18 protein-coding genes and 1 tRNA gene are annotated in these 21,320 nt (G+C 69.1%); 4 read left to right on the forward strand and 15 right to left on the reverse strand.

Annotated elements, in window-relative coordinates:
- Positions 1–73 precede the first annotated feature (73 nt).
- Both metG and rnfB read left to right on the forward strand, forming a co-directional pair.
- On the forward strand, positions 74–2,146 hold the full coding sequence (metG, locus tag ACTHN1_RS13020) for a methionine--tRNA ligase (RefSeq protein ID WP_440471367.1): 2,073 nt from the start codon (positions 74–76) through the stop codon (positions 2,144–2,146).
- A gap of 52 nt (positions 2,147–2,198) precedes the next feature.
- Positions 2,199–2,618, forward strand: coding sequence for an Rnf electron transport complex subunit RnfB (rnfB, locus tag ACTHN1_RS13025; protein ID WP_440471368.1), 420 nt, complete (start codon positions 2,199–2,201; stop codon positions 2,616–2,618).
- Between the two features lie 40 nt (positions 2,619–2,658).
- Here rnfB and ACTHN1_RS13030 read toward each other — a convergent pair whose 3' ends face one another.
- The 6 genes from ACTHN1_RS13030 to ACTHN1_RS13055 all read right to left on the reverse strand — a co-directional run bounded on the left by ACTHN1_RS13030 (position 2,659) and on the right by ACTHN1_RS13055 (position 10,019).
- The gene (locus tag ACTHN1_RS13030; RefSeq protein ID WP_440471369.1) at positions 2,659–3,612 is read right to left on the reverse strand and encodes a TraB/GumN family protein; all 954 of its coding nucleotides are present in this window, start codon (positions 3,610–3,612) and stop codon (positions 2,659–2,661) included.
- Positions 3,609–4,574, reverse strand: coding sequence for a DUF1684 domain-containing protein (locus ACTHN1_RS13035; RefSeq protein WP_440471370.1), 966 nt, complete (start codon positions 4,572–4,574; stop codon positions 3,609–3,611). Before ACTHN1_RS13035 ends, ACTHN1_RS13030 begins: the two co-directional genes overlap by 4 nt.
- Positions 4,574–6,310 (reverse strand): DNA mismatch repair endonuclease MutL, encoded by a 1,737-nt coding sequence (gene mutL / locus ACTHN1_RS13040; protein ID WP_440471371.1) that lies wholly within the window; start codon positions 6,308–6,310, stop codon positions 4,574–4,576. Before mutL ends, ACTHN1_RS13035 begins: the two co-directional genes overlap by 1 nt.
- Before the next feature lie 73 nt (positions 6,311–6,383).
- Entirely contained in the window at positions 6,384–7,952 is a 1,569-nt protein-coding gene (locus ACTHN1_RS13045) for an N-acetylmuramoyl-L-alanine amidase (RefSeq protein WP_440471372.1), read from the reverse strand.
- A 75-nt stretch (positions 7,953–8,027) separates the two neighbouring features.
- A complete protein-coding gene (tsaE, locus tag ACTHN1_RS13050) occupies positions 8,028–8,519 on the reverse strand; it encodes a tRNA (adenosine(37)-N6)-threonylcarbamoyltransferase complex ATPase subunit type 1 TsaE (RefSeq protein WP_440471373.1) in 492 nt (163 codons plus the stop codon).
- A 27-nt stretch (positions 8,520–8,546) separates the two neighbouring features.
- Positions 8,547–10,019 (reverse strand): NAD(P)H-hydrate dehydratase, encoded by a 1,473-nt coding sequence (locus ACTHN1_RS13055; protein ID WP_440471374.1) that lies wholly within the window; start codon positions 10,017–10,019, stop codon positions 8,547–8,549.
- Between the two features lie 23 nt (positions 10,020–10,042).
- Here ACTHN1_RS13055 and queG point away from each other — a divergent pair, with 23 nt between their 5' ends.
- A complete protein-coding gene (queG, locus tag ACTHN1_RS13060) occupies positions 10,043–11,119 on the forward strand; it encodes a tRNA epoxyqueuosine(34) reductase QueG (RefSeq protein ID WP_440471375.1) in 1,077 nt (358 codons plus the stop codon).
- 90 nt (positions 11,120–11,209) lie between these two features.
- Here queG and pgi read toward each other — a convergent pair whose 3' ends face one another.
- From pgi to pcnB, 6 genes are all read right to left on the reverse strand, one after another.
- Entirely contained in the window at positions 11,210–12,727 is a 1,518-nt protein-coding gene (pgi, locus tag ACTHN1_RS13065) for a glucose-6-phosphate isomerase (protein WP_440471376.1), read from the reverse strand.
- Positions 12,724–13,104 (reverse strand): aspartate 1-decarboxylase, encoded by a 381-nt coding sequence (panD, locus tag ACTHN1_RS13070; protein ID WP_440471377.1) that lies wholly within the window; start codon positions 13,102–13,104, stop codon positions 12,724–12,726. The genes pgi and panD overlap by 4 nt, the downstream gene beginning before the upstream one ends.
- Before the next feature lie 113 nt (positions 13,105–13,217).
- A complete protein-coding gene (panC, locus tag ACTHN1_RS13075) occupies positions 13,218–14,060 on the reverse strand; it encodes a pantoate--beta-alanine ligase (protein ID WP_440471378.1) in 843 nt (280 codons plus the stop codon).
- A 48-nt stretch (positions 14,061–14,108) separates the two neighbouring features.
- Positions 14,109–14,921 carry a 3-methyl-2-oxobutanoate hydroxymethyltransferase gene (panB, locus tag ACTHN1_RS13080; RefSeq protein ID WP_440471379.1) on the reverse strand — a complete coding sequence of 271 codons (813 nt, stop codon included), beginning with the start codon at positions 14,919–14,921 and terminating at the stop codon, positions 14,109–14,111.
- Positions 14,922–14,938: 17 nt separating this feature from the next.
- Positions 14,939–15,430 (reverse strand): 2-amino-4-hydroxy-6-hydroxymethyldihydropteridine diphosphokinase, encoded by a 492-nt coding sequence (folK, locus tag ACTHN1_RS13085; RefSeq protein ID WP_440471380.1) that lies wholly within the window; start codon positions 15,428–15,430, stop codon positions 14,939–14,941.
- Positions 15,427–16,749, reverse strand: coding sequence for a polynucleotide adenylyltransferase PcnB (pcnB, locus tag ACTHN1_RS13090; RefSeq protein ID WP_440471394.1), 1,323 nt, complete (start codon positions 16,747–16,749; stop codon positions 15,427–15,429). Before pcnB ends, folK begins: the two co-directional genes overlap by 4 nt.
- 100 nt (positions 16,750–16,849) lie before the next feature.
- Between pcnB and ACTHN1_RS13095 the strand changes: the two genes are divergently transcribed.
- Positions 16,850–16,924: transfer RNA gene (locus tag ACTHN1_RS13095), tRNA-Glu, on the forward strand.
- A gap of 81 nt (positions 16,925–17,005) precedes the next feature.
- On the opposite strand, the gene ACTHN1_RS13100 is transcribed toward ACTHN1_RS13095, so the two are convergent.
- From ACTHN1_RS13100 to ACTHN1_RS13110, 3 genes are all read right to left on the reverse strand, one after another.
- Positions 17,006–19,039 carry a M3 family metallopeptidase gene (locus tag ACTHN1_RS13100; RefSeq protein WP_440471381.1) on the reverse strand — a complete coding sequence of 678 codons (2,034 nt, stop codon included), beginning with the start codon at positions 19,037–19,039 and terminating at the stop codon, positions 17,006–17,008.
- 78 nt (positions 19,040–19,117) lie between these two features.
- Complete coding sequence (locus ACTHN1_RS13105; protein WP_440471382.1) at positions 19,118–20,227, reverse strand: PLP-dependent cysteine synthase family protein; 1,110 nt, start codon at positions 20,225–20,227, stop codon at positions 19,118–19,120.
- 97 nt (positions 20,228–20,324) lie between these two features.
- Positions 20,325–21,029: a pirin family protein gene (locus tag ACTHN1_RS13110; protein ID WP_440471383.1), complete on the reverse strand. Its 705-nt coding sequence runs from the start codon at positions 21,027–21,029 to the stop codon at positions 20,325–20,327.
- Positions 21,030–21,320 lie beyond the last annotated feature (291 nt).

Raw genomic sequence — 21,320 nt, forward strand, 5'->3', positions numbered from 1 at the left:
CACAGCCCGGCTCCGCGCCGGGCTGTCCTTTTGGGGCGTGCGATAATGGCCGACTCCCCGCAAGCCGTCCGCCATGAGCCGCACCGCCCTCGTCACCACCGCCCTGCCCTACGCCAACGGCCCGCTGCACCTGGGCCATCTGGTCGGCTACATCCAGGCCGACATCTGGGTCCGTGCCCGCCGACTGGCCGGGAACACCACCCATTTCGTCTGCGCCGACGATACCCACGGCACCCCGATCATGCTGGCGGCGGAAAAGGCGGGCACCACGCCGGAGGCCTTCGTCGCCGACATCCAGGCCGGCCATGAGAACGATTTCGCCGCCTTCGGCGTGGCCTTCGACCACTACGATTCGACCAATTCGGCGACCAACCGCGAGTTGACCGAGGCGTTCTACGCGAAGCTGGACGCCGGCGGCCACATCGCCCGCCGCAACGTCGCCCAGTTCTACGACCCGGCCAAGGGCATGTTCCTGCCGGATCGCTACATCAAGGGCGTCTGCCCCAACTGCGGTTCACCGGATCAGTACGGCGACAACTGCGAAGTGTGCGGGGCGACCTACGCGCCCACCGACCTGAAGGATCCCAAGTCGGTGCTGTCCGGCGCCACGCCGGAGGTCCGCGATTCGGAGCATTTCTTCTTCGAGGTCGGTCGTTTCGAAGCGTTCCTGCGCGAGTGGCTGGCCGGTGACGTGGCGCTGCCGGGCGTGAAGGCCAAGCTGATGGAATGGCTGGACGCCGAGGGTGGCCTGCGCGCGTGGGACATTTCGCGCGATGCGCCGTATTTCGGCTTCGGCATTCCGGGCGCGCCGGGCAAGTACTTCTACGTGTGGCTGGATGCGCCGATTGGCTACCTGAGCAGCTTCAAGGTGCTGTGCGCGCGAAAAGGCCTGGATTTCGAGGCGCACCTGCGCGCGGGCACCGACGTGGAGCTGCACCACTTCATCGGCAAGGACATCGTGAACTTCCACGGGCTGTTCTGGCCGGCGGTGCTGCATGGCACCGGCCATCGCGCGCCGACCCGCCTGCACGTCAACGGTTACCTGACCGTGGACGGCGCCAAGATGTCCAAGTCGCGCGGCACCTTCGTGAAGGCGCGCACCTATCTGGACGTTGGCCTGGAAGCCGAAGCATTGCGTTACTACTACGCGGCGAAATCGTCCGGCGGCGTCGACGATCTGGATCTGAACCTGGGCGACTTCACCGCGCGGGTGAATGCGGATCTGGTCGGCAAGTTCGTCAACCTCGCCAGCCGTTGCGCCGGCTTCATCGACAAGCGCTTTGCCGGTCGACTGGCCGACGCGCTGCCGGACCGCGCGATGTACGACCGCTTCGTCGCCGCGCTGGCGCCGGTGCGCGAAGCCTACGAACGCAACGACCCGGCCGCGGCGATCCGCGCGACCATGGCGCTGGCCGACGAGGCCAACCGCTATATCGACGACAGGAAGCCTTGGGTGATCGCCAAGCAGGACGGCGCCGACGCCGAACTGCAGGCGGTCTGCACCCAGGGCCTGAACCTGTTCCGCGTGCTGGCCGCCGCGCTCAAACCGGTGCTGCCGCGCACGGCCGCCGAGGCCGAAGCCTTCCTGGCTTCGCCGGTCACCGCCTGGGCGGATCTGGACGCGCCCCTGACCGGCGTCTCCATCCAGCCCTATACCGCCCTGTTCACCCGCATTGACCCGAAATTGATCGACGCCATGACCGAAGCTTCCAAGGAAACCCTCGCACCCACCGCCGCCGCGCCCGCACCGGCGAAGGCCGCCGCGCAGGCGCCTGCCGCGTCTGCCAAACAGGAACCCGCGGACGGTGCGACCGCGTTCATCGGCATCGACGACTTCGCCAAGCTGGATCTGCGCATCGGCAAGGTGCTGGCCTGCGAGTTCGTCGACGGTTCGGACAAGCTGCTGCGCTTCGAGCTGGATGCGGGCGATCTTGGCAAGCGCCAGATTTTCTCCGGCATCCGCGCCAGCTACGGCGAACCGGAGAAGCTGGTTGGCCGCCACGTGGTGTTCATCGCCAACCTGGCCCCGCGCAAGATGCGCTTCGGCCTGAGCGAAGGCATGATCCTGTCGGCCGGCTTCGACGGCGGCGCGCTCGCCCTGCTGGACGTCGACAGCGGCGCGCAGCCGGGCATGCCGGTTCGCTGACACGCGCTCACGCGATCCGACTTCGTTGGCCGCGGCGGGAATTCGTCCTGACATGAGCGCTCCCACGCCCGCATTGGTGGAACGGCTCGACCGGCTGCTGCCGCAGACCCAGTGCGGCCAATGCGGTTTCGACGGTTGCCGGCCCTATGCCGAGGCGATGGCGCGCGGCGAGGCGGAGGTGGACCGCTGTCCGCCCGGTGGCGATGCCGGCGCGCGTGCGCTGGCGCGCCTGCTCGATCGCCCGGCGCTGCCCTATGACCGCGAGCGCGGCGAACACAAGGCGCCCGCGGTCGCGCGGGTCATCGAGGCCGACTGCATCGGCTGCACCAAATGCATCCAGGCTTGTCCGGTCGACGCCATCATCGGTGGCGCCAAGCACATGCATGTGGTCATCGATCCGCTGTGCACCGGCTGCGAGCTGTGCGTGCCGGCCTGCCCGGTCGATTGCATCGTGATGATGCCGGCTCCATAGCCTGCGTTTCCGTTGCGCGCGGATATCCGCGCGTTCCTGTCTACTTCCGCGGCGCCTCGCACGCCGAGCAGATGCGCTCGACCCGGTAGCCGCGCGCGCGCAGCTTCTCGACCACGCCATCACTGCCCAGCAGGTGGAGCGCACCCACGATCACCAGCGTGTCGTCGCTGGAGGACTCGGTCAGCCGCTTCTCGATCTTCGGCACCCAGTTGTCGTTGCGGTCGACATTAATGCGCTGGTACAGGCGCGGATAGTCGCGCTTCATCTCCGCCGCCATTTCCTCCCACAGCATCGTGGCGTCGCCACGCCGCCAGGCCGCGTGCAGTTTCTCGGTCTGGCCGGGGCCCTTCTCCGCCTGTTCCAGGACCTCCTTGAGGAACTGCCGCTGCTCCACCGCGTCCATGCCGTCCAGCAGCGTGATCTGATCCGCCGCGTGTTCCAGCCCGCTGGCGGGCTTGCCGGCGGCCTTGGCCTGCTCCATGAAATGCGCATCCAGGCCGATCTTGGGATCCAGCCCCTGCCGCATCATCTCGGTCACGCTGATGGTCAGGCCGACGAACCAGGGCTTGAAGGCGGCCAGGTTGGCCATCGGCATGCCGTTCCTGCCGGCATAGGCCTCCAGTTTCGTCCAGGTCGCCTCGTCCAGATCATCGCGCAGGGTCTTGCCGTCGCTGCGCAGCGCGGCTTGCATCATCTGGGTCGACAACGCCGGCCCCACCTCGTCCGGGGACAGTTCGAACATCAACGATTCGGCGTCGGCGAAGGCGCCATCCACGTCGTGCGCCAACGGATAGTCCGCCGGCTTCAGCATGTGGAACGAACCCAGTAGGTACACCGCGTTGTCGCTGTCTGAAACCTTCCACAACAACGGCACCGGCGCTTCGGCCTGCGGTTTCGGCGCATCGGCGAATACCGGGCATGCGAGCGCGACGAGCGCGGCCAGACCGGCGGCGCGCAACCGGCGCATCTTCTTCCCGCAGGGTTCCTGATTCATGGCGTGGCCTTCTGTGATGGGTGCGCCGCCTTCGCGGACGCGGGCTTGTACGTCTGCTCACCGGCGGTAATCGCGAGGTCCAGGCGGTTTTCCGGTGGCGGCAGCGGACAGGTCGCGAACGGGGTGAACGCGCAGGGCGGGTTGTAGGCCTGGTTGAAATCCAGCCAGACCTTGCCATCGACCGGCGCGGACGCATCGAGGAAGCGGCCGGCCGGATAGCTGCCGTGGCCACTGGTGCGATCGGCCAGCACGAAGAATAGTTCGCCCCCCGGCTCGCCGAGTGCTTCCAGTCGATAGCGGCGTCCCTCGCGCTCGAACTCGACCGCGCCGGGATTCGGCGAAGGCGTGGTGACGCCGATGATGTCGACGATGGGAATCGTCTTGCCGGGCGGGTGTGGAATGAAACGCGCCTGGACCTTCCAGCCCGCATCCACCGGCCAGTACTTGAGACCCGCGAACTGCAGACGGCTGGCCGCGTCGGCATGCTTCACCCGCAGCGCGTGCCGACCGCCACGTTCGATCACGGTCAGCCATCCCTTGCCGTCGTCGAAGCCCAGGACGCCAGGCGACTCATCGTGATCGCTGGGGATTTCAGCCTTGTTCCTCAACGGCTGTCCGTTGAGGGTCACCGCCACGCCGGGTTCCGGGGTGAAGTGGATGCGGCCGTCCTCGTCGGTGATCATGCCGAGCTTCGCGGGGCCCACCGCCAGACGGATGCCGCTGTCCGGACCGCTGCCGATGTAATGCGCCTTCAACTGGATCCAGTGCAGGCCGACCAGGCTGGTCCAACCGTCGGGTTTGGTCAATTCGTCGTGGCGTTCGCGACGCCATTGCTGCTCGGCCGCCACGAAGGCGGCGTCCTGCGCCTTGGGCGCCTGCGCCCGGCCATCGGCTGCCTCGCGCTGGCAGGCGGCCAGCAGGAGCAGTCCAGCGATGCCGGCATATCGTTGCCAATGTCCCATCACGTCCCCCGCCTGAATCCTTGTTCGATCTCCGGCAGGCCCAAGCGCCGCCAGAGTCCCCCTGCTTCGCCTTCGCGCGCCTCGATGCGCTCGACCTCGCGCAGCAGGGCGTTCATTTCCGCCAGCGTCATGCCGCGCGGCGCCGGCGCGCCATGTCGCGCCATCACCGCCAGCGCGGCGTCCACCGGTCCGTCGCCCGTGGCCTCGTCCCCGGCGCAGGCCGCCAGCACATCATGCAGCAATGCCCGCGGATCGGCGTCCACCAGCAACGCCGGTACCGCGCGCAGGCGCAGGCGGGCGTCCCCCGCGGATTCGACGGTCAGGCCGAGCGACGCCAGCCAGGCCGCATGCCGCACGCTCCAACGCGCCTGCCCGGGATCCACGTCGAGTTCCATCGGCAACAGCAGCGGCTGGGCGAGCAGGCCGATGCCCGCGCGCGCCGCGCGCAGGCGCGCCAGCATCAGTTGCCGATGCGCGGCGGGCAGATCCACCATCACCAGCCCCGTCTCGTCCTGCGCCAGCAGGTAACGCCCATGCAGCACCGCGATCGCGAACCCGAGCGGCGGTATCGCACCGTCCTGCATGGCGGGCAAGGGCGGCATCGCGGGCTGCGACGGCAAGGCGCCGTGATCGCCATACAACGCTTCGTAGAAGGCGCGCGCTTCGCGCACCTGCGCCGCCGGCAAGGCGTGCCCGGCCAGCCCTTCGGCGCCCTGCGGCATCGCCAGCGCTTGCTCCATCGTCGCCCGGGTTTCGGCCAGGGCCTCGTGCAGCGTGCGCAGGACGAAGTCGTAGATCAGGCGCGCGTCGCGGAAGCGCACTTCATGCTTGGCCGGATGCACGTTGACATCGACGCGCGTGGGGTCCAGTTCCAGGAACAGCACGTAGGCCGGCTGGCGTCCATGGAACAGCACTTCCTTGTACGCGCTCTTGGCGGCGTGGCCGATGTTGCGATCGCGGACCGCGCGGCCATTCACGTACAGATACTGCTGATCGCCGGTCGCGCGCGAATAGCCTGGCTGCGCGATCCAGCCATGCAGGCGCAGGCCGGCGGCGATGTGTTCGATGCGCAGGGCCTGTTCGACGAAGGTCTCGCCCAGGGTCTCGCGCACACGCGCGAGTGGATCGGTGCCATCCGGCCGATAGCGGCGCGACGGCTTGCCGTCCACGCCCACCCGCAGTTCGATCTCCGGGCGCGCCAATGCCAGCGAGCGCAGCCACTCCTCGATGTGGCCCAGTTCGGTGCGGCCCGCGCGCAGGAATTTGCGCCGCGCCGGCACGTTGTAGAACAGGTCGCGCACCTCGACGGTGGTGCCCGGGGGATGCGGTGCGGGCGTCACTTCACCGAGTTGTCCCCCATCCACGCGCAACGCCGCGGCGTGTGCGTCGCCGGCGCGCCGCGAGGTCAGCAGGAAACGGCTCACCGAGGCGATCGACGGCAGCGCCTCGCCACGGAACCCCAGCGTGGCCACGGCTTCCAGATCATCCAGCGAAGTGATCTTGCTGGTGGCATGGCGCGAGATCGCCAGCGGCAATTCCGCGGCGGGAATGCCGCCGCCGTCGTCGCGGATCCGGATCAGGCGGATGCCGCCATCCTCCAGATCGATGTCGATGCGGCGCGCGCCCGCGTCCAGCGCGTTCTCAACCAGTTCCTTGACCACCGACGCCGGGCGTTCCACCACCTCGCCCGCGGCGATCTGGTTGATGAGGGTGTCGGGCAGTTGGCGGATCGGCACGTCGGGGCGGCGCGTTCGCCGTCGCGGGAAGTCAATGCGGATGATAGCCGAGCGCTGCCCCGGCGCGGGGCGCTCAGGGCGCGCCGGCGGCGCCACCCGCGGCGGCGCTGCGCGCCTCGGCTTCGGCCTGCGCGCGTGCGGCGAACAGCGTGCCCGGCGGCGGCTGGCGGGTGAAGTAGGTGTTGACGCCATCCAGCACGGCGCTGGCGACCTTGCGCTGGTAGGCCGGATCCTTCAGCCGCTTCTCTTCGTCCGGATTGGAGATGAAGGCGGTTTCCACCAGCATCGACGGCATGTCCGAGGTGCGCAGCACCGCGAAGTTGGCGCGTTCGATGTTCGGCTTGTGGTTGTTGCCGACCCGCTTCAGGCCATCGAGCACATGGTTGGCGGCGTCTTCCGAGGCGCGCATGTGCCCGCTCTGGGCCAGATCCAGCAGTACCGAACCCAGCGTGTTGTCGACTTTCTGCAGGGCGACGCCGCCAATCAGGTCGGAGGCGTTTTCCTTGTCGGCCAGCCAGCGCGCGCGCTGCGAGGACGCGCCCTTGAGCGACAGCACGTACACGGAGGAACCGCGCGCCGCGCGGTTTTCCGCGGCGTCGGCGTGGATGGACACGAAGATGTCGGCACCGGCCGCGCGGGCCTTGCGGGCGCGCATGTTGAGCGGAATGAAGACGTCGCTGTCGCGCGTCATGTAGGCCTTCATGCCCGGCGTGGCGTTGATCTGGCGCGCCAGTTCGCGACCGATCGCCAGCACCACGTTCTTCTCGTAGGTCCCGCCCTGGCCGACCGCGCCCGAATCCTGGCCACCGTGGCCGGGATCGATGGCGACGATCAGCGGACGCATGCCGGCGCGCATGCCGACCTTGGGCGCGGGTTCCTGCGGCGCCGCGGCGGCGGTCTGTTCTTCCGGCGCCGGCGTGGCCGGCTTTCCGGTTGCGATGGTGTACGGCACGCCGCCCGGCGTCACCCCGGCGGTGTTCGGTTGCGTCGGTACGACCTGGGCGGTGGGCTGGCCATTGAGAATCGCCTGCGGCGACGGCGAGGCCGGCGCCTGCTCCGGTGCCCGCGGCGACGGTGCATTGGCCTGCTGCGCGACCTGCGCCGCCAGGGCCGCGGTGGCCTGCCCCGCCGAAGGCGCGGGCGCGGCCGACGCCGGCGACCCGGTCGGCGTGGAAGAAGATGTGGATGCGGGAGCCGTCGACGGGGGCGCCTTGGCGACCGTGTTGGCCGGACCGTCACCCGGCCATTCGATGACCAGGCGCGCGCCATCGCCCGCGTTTTCCACGCGCGGCTTCAGCGCGGTGATGGGGCCCGCCAGATCGAACACCACCCGCAGCGTTCCCGGGCTGGGCTGGCCGGTCCGCACCGAGGTGACCGCGCCCTGGCCGGCCGGCAGTTTCAGGCCGCGCGCGGCGCTGGACGCCGGCAGATCCACCACCAGGCGTTCCGGGCCGTGGAGGGCCAGGGTCTTGAATTCGCCCTTGCCCTGCAGATGGATTTCCGCCCGGGTACCGGTCGCACCGTTGCTCAGCTGGACCGCGCTGACCTCGCCGGCGCTGGCCGCTCCGGCCCACGCCGTCGCCATCGCCAGCCCCAGGGCGGCGATGCGAAGACGTTGGAATGGAGGCTTCCCCGGGCGCATGCGGCGGATTCAAGCACCAACCGCGCCGGAATGCAAGAAGTTTTCCCTTAATAATCCGTGACCTGCCGGATCTTCCTACACCGCCTGGACAGGTGATCGAGGCAACTGGCGATCTTCCGCCAGGCGCGCCAGCCAGTCCCGGCCAGGCCCGCTGAGGGCTTCCAGCCGGGCCGAACGGCCGATTCCGTCCACCGCCAGCCGCACCCGCAGGTCGCAGGCCGGCAAGCCTGCCCCGCCGCGCTCGGGCCATTCCACCAGCCAGAGCGTGGCGCTGCCCTCGTCCAACCCAAGGAAATCCAGTTCCCCCGCATCACCGATGCGGTACAGATCCAGATGCCACGCTTCACCGTCATCCAGCGGATAACGTTCGACCAGCGTGTAGGTGGGGCTGCGGATGGCGCCCTGCACGCCCAGCGCCCGCAGCAACGCGCGCGCCAGCGTGGATTTTCCAGCGCCCAGGTCGCCCTGCAGATGGACGACGGCGCTCGCGGGCCGACTCAAGGCCAGCGCGCGTCCGAGCATGTCGGTCGCGTCGCTGTCGGAAAGAAACAGGGACAGGGATTCCATGTCGCGATTCTAGCGTTCGCCCGGTGCTCAGGGATTGGCCAGCTGACGCACGATCGGCATCAGATCCGAGGGCAACAAACCGCGTTCGCCTTCGGCGGCGGCGGCATCGGCCGCCAGCGAATGCAGCAACGCGCCGGCGCGCGCCGCATCGAAAGCCGCCAGTCCCTGCGCACGCAGCGCCGCGATGATGCCGGTCAGCACATCGCCCATGCCGCCGACGGCCATGCCGGGATTGCCCGCATCGAGCACGCATGGGATGACCTCGGGCGCGGCGATGATCGTGCCCGCGCCCTTGAGTACGATCACGGCGCGATGCTGTTCGGCCAGCGCACGCGCGGCGGCCAGGCGGTCCTGCTGGATCTCGCGCGTGTCCACGCCCAGCAAGCGCGCGGCCTCACCGGGATGCGGCGTCAGGATCGCGTCGTGCAGCTCGTGTGGATGAGCGGCCAGCAGGTTGAGCGCATCCGCATCCAGCACGCAGGGTTTTCCCGCGCGCAACGCCAGTTCGTACAGGCCCTGGCCCCACTCGCCTTGTCCCAGTCCGGGCCCAAGCGCGATGAGGTCGGCCGCCGGCAGCAGCGGTGCCAGGTCCTCGCCGGATTCCACCGCGCGCACCATCGCTTCGGGTCTGCGCGCCAGGATCGGTCCGACGTGGCGCTCGCGCGTGGCCACCCGCAGCAGGCCGGCGCCGGCCCGCAAGGCCGCCTCCGCGCACAGTGCGATGGCGCCACCGCTGCCGTGATCGCCACCGATGCACAGCACCCGTCCCGATTCCCCCTTGTGGGTATTGCGCCGCCGCGGCAACAGCCAGCGCGCGAGCGCGCCCTGTCCCAGCCCGTTCGCCGCGGGCGCGATATCGGTGTAGATCTCGTCCGGAACATCGAGTTCGTCCAGCGCGCACGCGCCGGTGTATTCCAGCGCGTCGCCGGTCCGCAACCCGACATGCTCGGCGATGAACTGCAGCGTGCGCGAGGCCAGCACCGCCACGCCGGGCACGTGTCCGCGATCGGCGTCCACGCCACTGGGGACATCCAGCGAGAACACCGGCGCGCTCTGCGCGTTGATCGCCTCGATCAACCGCGCGGCTCCCGCATCGGGCGGGCGCGACAGGCCGATGCCGAACAGCGCGTCGACCACCAGATCCGCGGCGGGCAGGAGCGTGTCGAACAGCTCCACCCGTCCACCGGCGGCGATGTAGTCGGTGCAGGCGCGCTGGCTGGACGGCGTGCGCGGCGCGTGCTCGTCCAGATGCACCACCACGACCGCGCGGCCGGAGCGGCGCGCCAGGTGCGCCAGCACGTAGCCATCGCCGCCGTTGTTGCCGGGCCCGCACACCAACACGATCCGCTGCGCCTGCGGCCATTCCGCCAGCAGGTGACGCCACGCCGCCTGACCCGCCCGCAGCATCAGGACGTACGGATCCCCGCCCAGGCGGGCGCTGGCGCGCGCGTCCAGTTCGCGCGCGGCACGGGTGTCGTACAGGGGAAAGCTGCCGGACATGCGGCCGATTCTATACTTGCGGCATGTCTTCCACCGCGCCCGCCTTCCCGCCGGACCCCGCCGCGCTCGCCGCGCGGGTGCGTGGGCTGGCGCGCGAGTTCGGTTTCCAGCGCTGCGGCATCGCCGGCGTCGAACTGGGGCCGGACGAGGACCATCTGCGCGACTGGCTGGCGCAGGGCCTGTACGGCTCGATGGACTGGATGGCGCGTCACGGCGACAAGCGCAGCCGCCCGCAGGAACTGCTGCCCGGAACGCTGCGGGTGATCTCGGTGGGCCTGGACTACGGCCGCAACGACGGCGACGACGCCTGGCGGACGCTCGCCGACGGCGAACGCGCCTACGTGGCGCGCTATGCGCTGGGACGCGATTACCACAAGCTGATGCGCAACCGCCTGCAACGGCTGGCCGATCGGTTGCAGGAGGAAATCGGGCCATTCGGCCACCGCGTGTTCGTCGATTCGGCGCCGGTGCTGGAACGCGCGCTCGCACGCAACGCCGGGCTCGGCTGGATCGGCAAGCACACCTGCCTGATCGACAAGGATGGCGGCTCCTGGTTTTTCCTCGGCGAGATCTACGTCGATCTGCCGCTGCCCGTCGACGCGCCCGCCAGCGCGCACTGCGGCACCTGCATGCGCTGCATCGAGATCTGCCCGACCCAGGCGATCACCGCGCCGTACCGGCTCGACGCAAGGCGCTGCATCTCCTACCTGACCATCGAACATGACGGCGCGATACCGGAAGACCTGCGTGCGCCGATGGGCAACCGCATCTTCGGCTGCGACGACTGCCAGCTGGTTTGTCCCTGGAACAAGTTCGCCAAACGCCACGACGAGCCGGATTTCCGCGCCCGCAACGATCTGGACACCGCGACCCTGGCGCAGCTGTTTGCCTGGGACGAAGCCGAATTCCTGCGCCGCACCGAAGGCTCCGCGATCCGCCGCAGCGGCCATGAGCGCTGGCTGCGCAACATCGCGGTGGCCTTGGGCAACGCGCCGACGACGCCGGACGTGCTGGCCGCGCTGGCCTCGCGCCGCGACGATGCGTCACCGCTGGTGCGCGAACACGTGGCGTGGGCGCTGCAACGGCACGGGCTCGGCTGAGCCCAGCCCCGCAGGAGCGACGTGAGTCGCGACCGGATGGTTTCCGTCGTCGCGACTCACGTCGCTCCTACAAGGCGTTTCCCGCTCGAATCAACCGCGCTTGCGCAACTCTTCCAGCAGCACGCGGGTGACCGGGTCGCTCGCCTGTGCTTCGCCCTTGAGCGCCGGCAACAGGCCGTTGGCCAGTTGCTTGCCCAGTTCCACGCCGAACTGATCGAAGGCGTTGATGCCCCATAGCACCGACTGCGCGTACACGCTGTGCTCGTACATGGCGATCAGGCCGCCCAGGGTCTGCGGGGTCAGCGCATCCAGCAGGATCAGCGTGCTCGGACGGCTGCCCGGATACGCGCGGTGCGGATCCTCGCTGCCCTGCCCGTTCGCCAGCGCCTCGGTCTGCGCCAGCAGGTTGGACATCAGCGCCAGGTGGTTCTCCGCGTACGGATCATCGTTGCGGACGGTGCCGACGAAATCCAGCGGCACGATGCCGGTGCCCTGGTGCAGCGCCTGGAAGAAGCTGTGCTGCACGTCGGTGCCGGCGCCGCCCCACCAGACCGGGACGGTGTCCACGCCGACCGGGCTGCCGTCCAGTTTCACCGACTTGCCCAGGCTTTCCATCACCAGTTGCTGCAGGTAGGCCGGCAGCAGCGCCAGGCGCTGGTCGTAGGTCATCACGCCGTGCGCGGCATGGCCGAGCGCGTTGCGGTTCCAGATCGCGGTCAGCGCGTGGCGTACCGCGATGTTGTCGGCGGGCGCGGTATCCAGCACGTGCGCGTCGAAATCCGAGGCGCCGGCCAGCAGCGCCTCGAAGCGCTCGAAACCGATCGCCAGCGCGATCGGCAGGCCGACCGCCGACCACAGCGAATAGCGGCCGCCCACCCAATCCCACATCGGCAGCACGCGCGCGGCGTCGATCGCGAACGCGGCGGCGGCCCGCTCCGGATTGGCGCTGACCGCATACAGCCGATCGCTGCCGCCGAGCCAGTCGCGCAGGATGCCGCCATTGAGCAGGGTTTCCTGGGTGCCGAAGGTCTTGGAAATCAGGATGGCCGCGGTCTTGCGCGGATCCAGCGGCGCCAGCACGCGCTGGGCGGCGGCGCCGTCGACGTTGGAGAGGAAATGCACCCGGAAGCGGCCCGGCAACGGTCCGCGCAGCGCGTCTGCGACCAGCCGCGGGCCAAGGTCGGAACCGCCGATGCCGACGCTGACGATGTCGGTGACGTCGCCGGCTTCCAGATCCGCGATCAGCGCGGCCATGCGTTCGCGCACCGCGCTGGCGGTGGCAAAGGCCTCGCGCGCGGCGGCGGCGCCGGAGTGATTGCCCCGCAGCGCGGTGTGCAGCGCGGCGCGGCCTTCGGTGACGTTGACCTTCTCGCCGTCGAACAGGCGCCGGTACGCGCCCTTCAGATCCCGCGACTCGCCCAGCGCGATCAGCGCCGACAGCGCGTCGCGGTCATAGCCCTGGCGGGCGAAGTTGAAATACAGCGGGCCGTGGCGCAGAGCGAAGTCGGTGGCGCGCGCCGGATCCTGCGCCAGCAGCGCCGGCAGGGACTGCCCGCGCAGGCGCGTGGCGTGGGACTGCAATGCGTCGAAACCCGGTGTCTGGCTCATGCGGCCTGCTTGGGGATGCTGTGGTTGGTGTGGGTGATCTTGTTGCTGCCATCGACGTAGATCAGCTTGGGCTGGAAGCGCTCGGCTTCCTCCTCGCTCATGCCGGCGAACGCGGCGATGATGATCAGGTCGCCGATCTGCACGTGGCGCGCGGCGCCGCCATTGAGCGAGATGATGCCGCTGCCTTCGTCGGCGCGGATGGCGTAGGTGGAGAACCGCGCACCGTTGGTCACGTCCCAGATGTGCACCTGCTCGAACTCGCGGATGCCGCTGGCGTCCAGCAGCAGGCCGTCGATGGCGATGGAGCCTTCGTAGTTGAGTTCGGCGTGGGTGACGGTGGCGCGGTGGATTTTGGTCTTGAGCAGGCTGAGTTGCATGGCGGGGGAACGGACCACGGAGGAAGCGGGAGTTTAGCAGCGGCCGGAGGCCGCCGCCGTGGACGCGGCGAGCGGTAACGCGCGGGCGTGGAAGCAGGCGGCGGGCGCCGCGCTCACCACTCCAGGTTATCGATCAGCCGGGTCCGGCCCAGGCGGGCGGCGACCAGCGCGACCCGGCTGCCGGGCTCGCCGTCGGCCGGCTCGCTCAGGTCGGGGCGGCGCACCGTGGTGTAGTCCACCACGAAGCCGGCCGCGGTCAGCTGGCGGGCGGCGTCGGCTTCGACCTCGGCGCGCGGGGTTCCCCCCACGATGCCGTCACGCATGGCGGTGAGCACGCGGCGGATTTCCGCGGCGCGCGGACGCTCGTCCGCCGACAGGTACTGGTTGCGCGAGCTCATCGCCAGGCCATCGCTTTCGCGCACGATGCTGCCGGCCAGCAGTTCGATCGGGAACGCCAGGTCCGCCACCATCTGCCGGATCACCGCCAGTTGCTGGTAGTCCTTCTTGCCGAAGGCCGCCAGATCCGGCTGCACCTGGTTGAACAGGCGGCTCACCACGGTGCAAACGCCATCGAAATGGCCCGGGCGATGCGCGCCCTCCAGCAGGCTGCTGACGCCGGGCACGTGTACCCGGGCGGCCAGTTCCACGCCGAAGGGGTACATCGATTCCACCGTGGGCAACCACAGGACATCGCAGCCGGCGCCTTCGAGACCGCTCATGTCCGCTTCCGGCGTGCGCGGGTAGCGGGTGAAGTCCTCGTTCGGACCGAACTGGGTCGGATTGACGAACACGCTGGACACCACGCGGTCGGCGTACTGCCGCGCCAGCATGACCAGCGAGTAATGACCGGCATGCAGGTTGCCCATCGTCGGCACCAGCGCGACTTTCAGGCCCTCGCGTTTCCATTGCCTGACGCGGGCGCGCAGATCGTGCAGTTCGGTGATGGTTTCTAGCATGAAGGTGTCCGCAGGAAAGGCCGCTGGATCACCGCGCGATGGCGCGGCTCAGTAGGAATGGCTGGCGTCGGGGAAGCTGCCGTCGCGCACGGCGTCGGCGTAGGCACGCACCGCGCCGGCGACCGAACCGCCCTCGGCGAGGAAATCCTTGACGAACTTCGGGCGCCGGTGGCCGGTGTCCAGGCCGAGGAAATCGTGCAGCACCAGCACCTGGCCGTCGCAGCCCGGACCGGCGCCGATGCCGATGGTCGGGATGGCGATGTCGGCGGTGATGGCGGCGGCGAGCGGCGACGGCACGCATTCCAGCACCAGCAGCGCGGCGCCGGCGTCGGCCACCGCGCGGGCGTCGGCGCGCAGGCGCGCGGCCGCGGCCTCGTCGCGTCCCTGCACCTTGTAGCCACCGAACTTGAGCACCGACTGCGGGGTCAGGCCCAGGTGCGCGCATACCGGAATGTCGCGTTCGACCAGGAAGCGGATCACGTCCAGCTTGTGGCCGGCGCCTTCCAGCTTGACCATCTCCGCCCCGGCCTGCAGCAGCGCGATCGATGCGTCCAGCGCGCGCTCGGGCGTGGCGTCGGACTGGAATGGCAGGTCGCTGATCAGCAGCGCGCGGTTGAGTCCGCGGGCGACGGCGGCGGTGTGGTAGACGACGTCGGCGGTGTTCACCGGCAGGGTCGAATCGTGTCCCTGCACCACCATGCCCAGCGAATCGCCGACCAGGATCAGGTCGGCGCCGTTGGCGTCGAAGACCCGGGCGAAGCCGGCGTCGTAGGCGGTCAGCATGACCAGCTTGCGTCCGTCCCGCTTGGCTTCGGCCAGGGCGGGAACGGTCCAGGGCTTGCTATCGGCGTGAGTGCTCATGGGGATGCATTATCCCCTCATAACGGCTGGATGTTCGACTTTTCCAGGCCGGACAGTGCGTCCCGTGCGTAACCGTGGCCGGGAATCCAGGCATCCGGCGCCACCTCCAGCAACGGCACCAGCGCGAAGGCGCGTTCGTGCAGGCGCGGATGCGGCAATTGCAGGCCGGGTACATCCAGCACCCGATCCCCGAACAGCAGCAGATCCAGATCCAGCCGGCGTGGCCCCCAGCGCTGCTCGCGACTGCGATCGCGACCGAAGTCGCGCTCCACCGCGAGCAGGTGCTCCAGCAGTGCAAGCGGTTCCAGTCCGGTACGGAGCATGGCCACGGCGTTGATGAAATCCGGTTGCGCTTCCAGTCCCCAGGCCGGCGTGCGGTACAGCCGGGACAACGCCAGGCACTCGGTCGCCGGCAGTTGCCCCAGCCTGGCCGCGGCGGCGCGCACGCTGGCCTGGGCGTCGCCCAGGTTCGCGCCCAGGCCGACGAAGGCCACGTTTGGCGGGATCATTCCGGCGAAGCGGCGCCGGTACGACGGCGGCGACGGCGGCGGCGGCGGCCCGGGGCGGTGCCCTCCTCGTCCGCGGCGCCCGCCATGGAAACCAGCGAGTTGGCCAGGACCTCCGGCGACTGCGCCTGGGCCTCGCGCCAGAACGCCACGTCCTCGGCATGTTCGCTGGAGGCGGACAACCGCAGGACCAGGAAGTCGAACGCGGCGCGGAAACGCGGGTGGCTGAGCAGGCGCATGACCCGCTTGCGCTGGCGGTTGCCGAAGCGCGTCTGCAGCAGCCAGATTTCCTGCATCGGCAGCGAGAAGCGGCGCGGCAGCGCGACCGTGTTGAGCTGGTGCAGGGTCACCCGATCGGCGGCGCGGCGCTGCGCCTCTTCGGCGTGCACGCCCTGCGCCTGCAGCGCCATCAACGCGCGGCAATACGCCGGCCACAGCAGCAGCGCGAACAGGAACGCCGGCGAGACCGGCTCGTCATTGGCCACGCGCCGGTCGGTGCCGGCCAGCCCTTCGACCAGCATCCGGCGCAGCGCGCCGCTGCGGTTGGACGCCAGCGCCGTGGCGGTCTCCGGCAGCAGCACGCCGAGCAGGCCGAACCGCTCCAGGCCCTCGAAGCTGGCGACCGCGTGGCCGGACAGGAACAATTTGAGGATTTCCTCGAACAGGCGCGCCGGCGCGGCGTCGGACAACAACGGCGCCAGCCGGGCGATCGGTTCGGCGGTGGCGGCCTCGATCGAGAAGCCGAGCTTGGCGGCCAGGCGCACGGCGCGCAGCATGCGCACCGGATCCTCGCGATAGCGCTGTTCCGGATCGCCGATCAGCCGCAGCGTGCGGGCCTGCACGTCCTCGAAACCGCCGACATAGTCGCGCACCGAGAAATCCTCGATGGCGTAGTACAGCGCATTGGCGGTGAAGTCGCGGCGGATCGCGTCGTCCTCGACGGTGCCGTAGACGTTGTCGCGCACCAGCCGGCCGTTCTCCATTTCGCGATCGCCGCTGCCGTCGTCGCTGTTGGCGCGGAAGGTGGCGACCTCGATGATCTCGCTGCCGAACACCACGTGGGCCAGGCGGAAGCGGCGGCCGATCAGGCGGCAGTTGCGGAACAACTGCTTGACCTGCTCCGGGGTGGCGTCGGTGGCGACGTCGAAATCCTTGGGATGCCCGCCGACCAGCAGATCGCGCACGGCGCCGCCGACCAGGTAGCCGGCGAAACCCGCGTCGCGCAGCCGGTACAGCACGCGCAGGGCATTGGGACTGATGTCCTTGCGCGAGATCGGGTGCTGGTCGCGGGGAATGGTGCGCAGGGCGATGATCGGGGTAATGGTGGCGGTTCCGTCAGGTGGTCTCGTGCCCCGGCGCGGGCGATTGCCGAAGGCCGGGGTAGCCGCATATACTAATGCGCTTCGCCGGCATCACCCAAACGCTCCCTTCGTCTAGTGGTTAGGACGTGGCCCTCTCAAGGCTAAAACAGGGGTTCGAGTCCCCTAGGGAGCGCCAAACCGGCTGAACACCATGCGGGCCCGCGGGGCCCGTGTCGTTCCGGGGCCGGCGTTTCCGCCGGCGTCCCTTCCCCTCGACTCACGCCATGCCGCTGTGCCGCAGCAGCGCGTCGATGCGTGGCTCGCGGCCGCGGAACGCGCGGAAGTTCTCCGCCGCCCCACGGCTGCCGCCACGCGCCAGCACCTCGCTGCGGAACCGGGCACCGGTTTCCGCGAGCCGCGCCGGCGCTTCCTCGAAGGCCGCGTAGGCATCGGCGCTCAACACTTCGGCCCATTTGTAGCTGTAGTAACCGGCCGCATAGCCGCCGGCGAAGATGTGGCTGAACTGGTGCGGGATGCGGTTCCATGCCGGCGGCCGGTTCACCGCGATCTCGTCGCGCACGCGTTCCAGCAGCGCCAGCACGCCGTCACCGGTCGGGTCCAGCCCGCCGGCATGCAGCAGCATGTCGAACAGGCCGAACTCGAGCTGCCGCACGGTGGCCATGCCGCTCTGGAAATTCTTCGCCGCCAGCATCCGCTCGAACAGATCGCGCGGCAGCGGTGCGCCCGTGTCCACGTGCGCGGTCATCGCCTGGACACGCTCCCATTCCCAGCAGAAGTTCTCCATGAACTGGCTGGGCAGTTCCACCGCGTCCCATTCCACGCCGTTGATGCCGGCCACCGCCAGTTCGCCGATCCGGGTCAGCAACTGGTGCAGGCCGTGGCCCATTTCATGGAACAGGGTGGTCACTTCGTTGTGGCTGAAGGTGGCCGGCTTGCCATCGGCGCCGCGGCCGAAATTGCAGACCAGATACACCAGCGGCGTCTGCGCGCCCTGCCCCGCGCCGCGTTCGCGGCGATTGCGGCCATCGTCCATCCAGGCGCCGCCGCGCTTGCCCTCGCGTGCGTACAGATCCAGGTAGAACTGCCCGACCAGGCGGCCTTCGTCGTCACTGAGCCGGTAGAAGCGCACATCCGGATGCCAGACCGGCGCCTGATCCGGTTCGACCCGCAGGCCATACAGCGTGTGGATCAGATCGAACAGGCCGGCGAGCACTTTCGGCTCAGTGAAGTACTGCTTCACTTCCTGCCCGGAATAGCTGTAGCGCGCCTGCTTGAGTTTTTCGCTGGCCCAGGCCAGATCCCAGGCTTCCAACTGCGCCAAACCGAGTTCGTCGCGCGCGAACGCTTCCAGTTCCGCGCGATCGCGCCGCGCATGCGGCAGTGCCCGGCCACCGAGGTCGCGCAGGAAGGCCAGCACCGCCTGCGGACTTTCGGCCATCTTGGTCGCGACCGAGTAATCGGCGTAGCTGGCGAATCCCAGCAGCGCCGCCAGTTCGGCGCGCAACGCGAGGATGCGTTGGATCAGCGGACCATTGTCCAGGCCGGCATCCCCGCCCAGTTCGGACGCGCGTACCGCGCTGGCGCGATAGAGCTGTTCGCGCAGGTCGCGGTCCTCGGCGTAGGTCTGCACCGGCAGATAGCACGGCATCTGCAGGGTCAGCTTCCAGCCGTCGCGTCCCTCCTTTTCGGCCTGCGCGCGGGCGGCGGCCAGCACGTCCGCGGGCAATCCGGCCAACCGCACCTCGTCCTCGACATACAGCGCCCACGCGTCGGTGGCATCGAGCACGTTGTTGGAGAACTTCGCCGACAATGCCGACAACTCTTCGCGGATGGCGGTGAAACGCGCCTTGCCGGCTTCATCCAGCTCGGCGCCGCCGAGGCGGAAATCACGCAGCGCGTTTTCCAGCGTCTTGCGCCGTGCCTCGTCGTAACCGGCGGCTTCCGGCGCCTGCGCCAGCGCCTTGTACTGCGCGTACAGCGCCAGGTTCTGGCCCAGCGCGCTGCCGAACCGGGTCACCTTGGGCAGGTTGGCGTTGTAGGCCTCGCGCAGTTCCGGCGTATTGACCACCGCCTGCAGGTGGGTGACCTGGCCCCAGGCCCGATACAGGCGTTCGGTCGCGTCGTCGAGCGGCACCACGAATGCGTCCCAGCTGATCGGCGTCACGGTCTCCGCCCGTTTCACCGCCGCCTCCGCTTCGGCCAGCAATTGCTCGATGGCGGGGGTGATCTGGTCGGCGCGGATCGCGTCGAAACGCGGCAGGCCGGAAAAGTCGAGCAGCGGAAGGGTCACGTCGGAACTCCAGGAATCGGCATCGGGGTCACGGGAATGCCTGTCCAAGGTGGAGGCGACAGGCCGGGATGCAAGCTTTCAGCCGGTCGCCTGCGCCACCCAGGGCAGATCGGGCAAAGGCTGGCCGGCGCACGTGGCGGCAATCATTTTGTCGCTGTCGTCCACGTCGATGCCGCTGTCCGCGTACCAGGCCGGGTCGTAGTAGCTGTGCGCATAGCGTTCGCCGGCATCGCACAGGATGGTCACGATGGCGCCGGCGCGCCCGGCCTGCTTCATCCGCTGAGCCGCCCACAGCACGCCGACGAAGTTGGTGCCGGTGGAACCACCCACGCGCCGTCCGAGGCGCGCACTGACCTCGCGCATCGCCGCCAGCGAGAGCGCGTCCGGCACCTTGACCATCGCGTCCACGCAGCTGGGCAGGAAGCTCGCTTCCACCCGTGGCCGGCCGATGCCTTCGATGCGCGAGCCGCCGGTGCTGGCCAGGTCACGCCAGGGCCGGCCCGCCAGCGCTTCCCGATAGCCGTCATAGAACATCGAGATCTCCGGATCCGCGCACAGGATGTCGGTGGCGTGCTGGCGATAGCGCACGTAGCGCCCGAGCGTGGCGGCGGTGCCGCCGGTGCCCGGGCTGCAGACGATCCAGGCCGGCACCGGATGCGGTTCGGCCGCCATCTGCTTGAAGATCGATTCGGCGATGTTGTTGTTCGCGCGCCAGTCGGTCGCCCGCTCGGCATAGGTGAACTGATCCATGAAATGCCCGCCGGTCTCGCGCGCGAGCTGGCGCGAGGCTTCGTCCAGATCGCAGGCGCGTTCGACCAGGTGGCAGCGCCCGCCCTGGAATTCGATGGCGGCGATCTTCTCCGGCGAGGTGCTGGCGGGAATCACCGCGATGAACGGCAGCCCCAGCAGCCGGGCGAAATAGGCTTCCGACACCGCGGTGGATCCGCTCGACGCCTCGATCACGGGCGCGCCTTCGCGCAGCCAGCCGTTGGCCAGCGCGTACAGGAACAGCGAACGCGCCAGCCGGTGCTTCAGGCTGCCGGTCGGATGGCTGGATTCGTCCTTGAAATAGAAATCGATGTCCGGATAGCCGGGCAGCGACAGCGGAATCAGATGGGTATCGGCCGAGCGATTGAAGTCGGCCTCGATTCGGCGGATGGACGCGGCCACCCAGTGACGGTGCGACATGGAGCGGGAATTCCGGTCGGAAACGATCGCCCGGCATTATCCCACTCCCGCCCCGCCGGATGGCCCCGGGCGACGCCGTCGCCCGGGCCTTCCCGACTCAGATCCGGGGCAGATCGAACACCAGCACTTCCGCGCTGCGCCCGGCGGCCACGGAGACCAGCGGCTCGCCTTCATACAAAAGGGCGTCGCCGGCCGCCAGCGCATGGCCATTGACCGTCACCTCGCCACGCGCGACGTGCACGTAGCCCAGGCGGCCTTCGGCCAGCCGCAGTTCGGCCTTTTCGTCGCCGTCGAACAACCCGGCGTAGACCCGCGCGTCCTGATGGAGACCCACCGAACCGTCGGCGCCGTCCGGACTGGCGATCAGGCGCAGGCGGCCCTGCTTGTCCTGGGCGGAGAACGCCTTCTGCTCACAGGACGGCGGCACGCCCTGCCGATCCGGAATGATCCAGATCTGCAGGAAATGGGTCGTACCGGACTCGCTGTAGTTGAACTCCGAATGCTGCACGCCGGTGCCGGCGCTCATCCGCTGCACGTCGCCGGGCACGATGCTGGATGCATTGCCCATCGAATCCTTGTGGCCCAGCGCGCCTTCCAGCACATAGCTGATGATTTCCATGTCGCGATGGCCGTGCTGGCCGAAACCGCGCCCGGCTTCCACCCGATCCTCGTTGATGACCCGCAGCGGGCCCCAGTGCACGTGGTTGTCGTCGTAGTAGCCGGCGAAGGAAAAGCTGTGCCAGGAATCCAGCCAGCCATGGTTGGCGTGGCCGCGCTCGGCGGCCGGACGCAAAGTGATCATCGGGAACCTCCACGGGAAACGTTGGGCGCAAGGATGCGGTTCCGGACCGGCAGGATAAACAGCTGGCCGACCAATGGGTTGTTCCATTTTCAGGACAACAACCGTCCTGACAATCAAAAATCAGGCCGTAACGGAACAACCCGCTCCCACCCCGCCGGCAACAGGGATGGCTTTTTCCGGGCGTGCCCGGATTGCTGGTCGCACGAACTGCGGCCGGGATGCATGGCTGGCGCGACACGAACCGCTCTCGATGTCATCCCGATGAGCGCGTTGCTTTAAACTTGCCGGGTT

The sequence above is a fragment of the Pseudoxanthomonas sp. genome, from assembly GCF_051953815.1.
In the GTDB taxonomy this organism is placed as follows: domain Bacteria; phylum Pseudomonadota; class Gammaproteobacteria; order Xanthomonadales; family Xanthomonadaceae; genus Pseudoxanthomonas_A.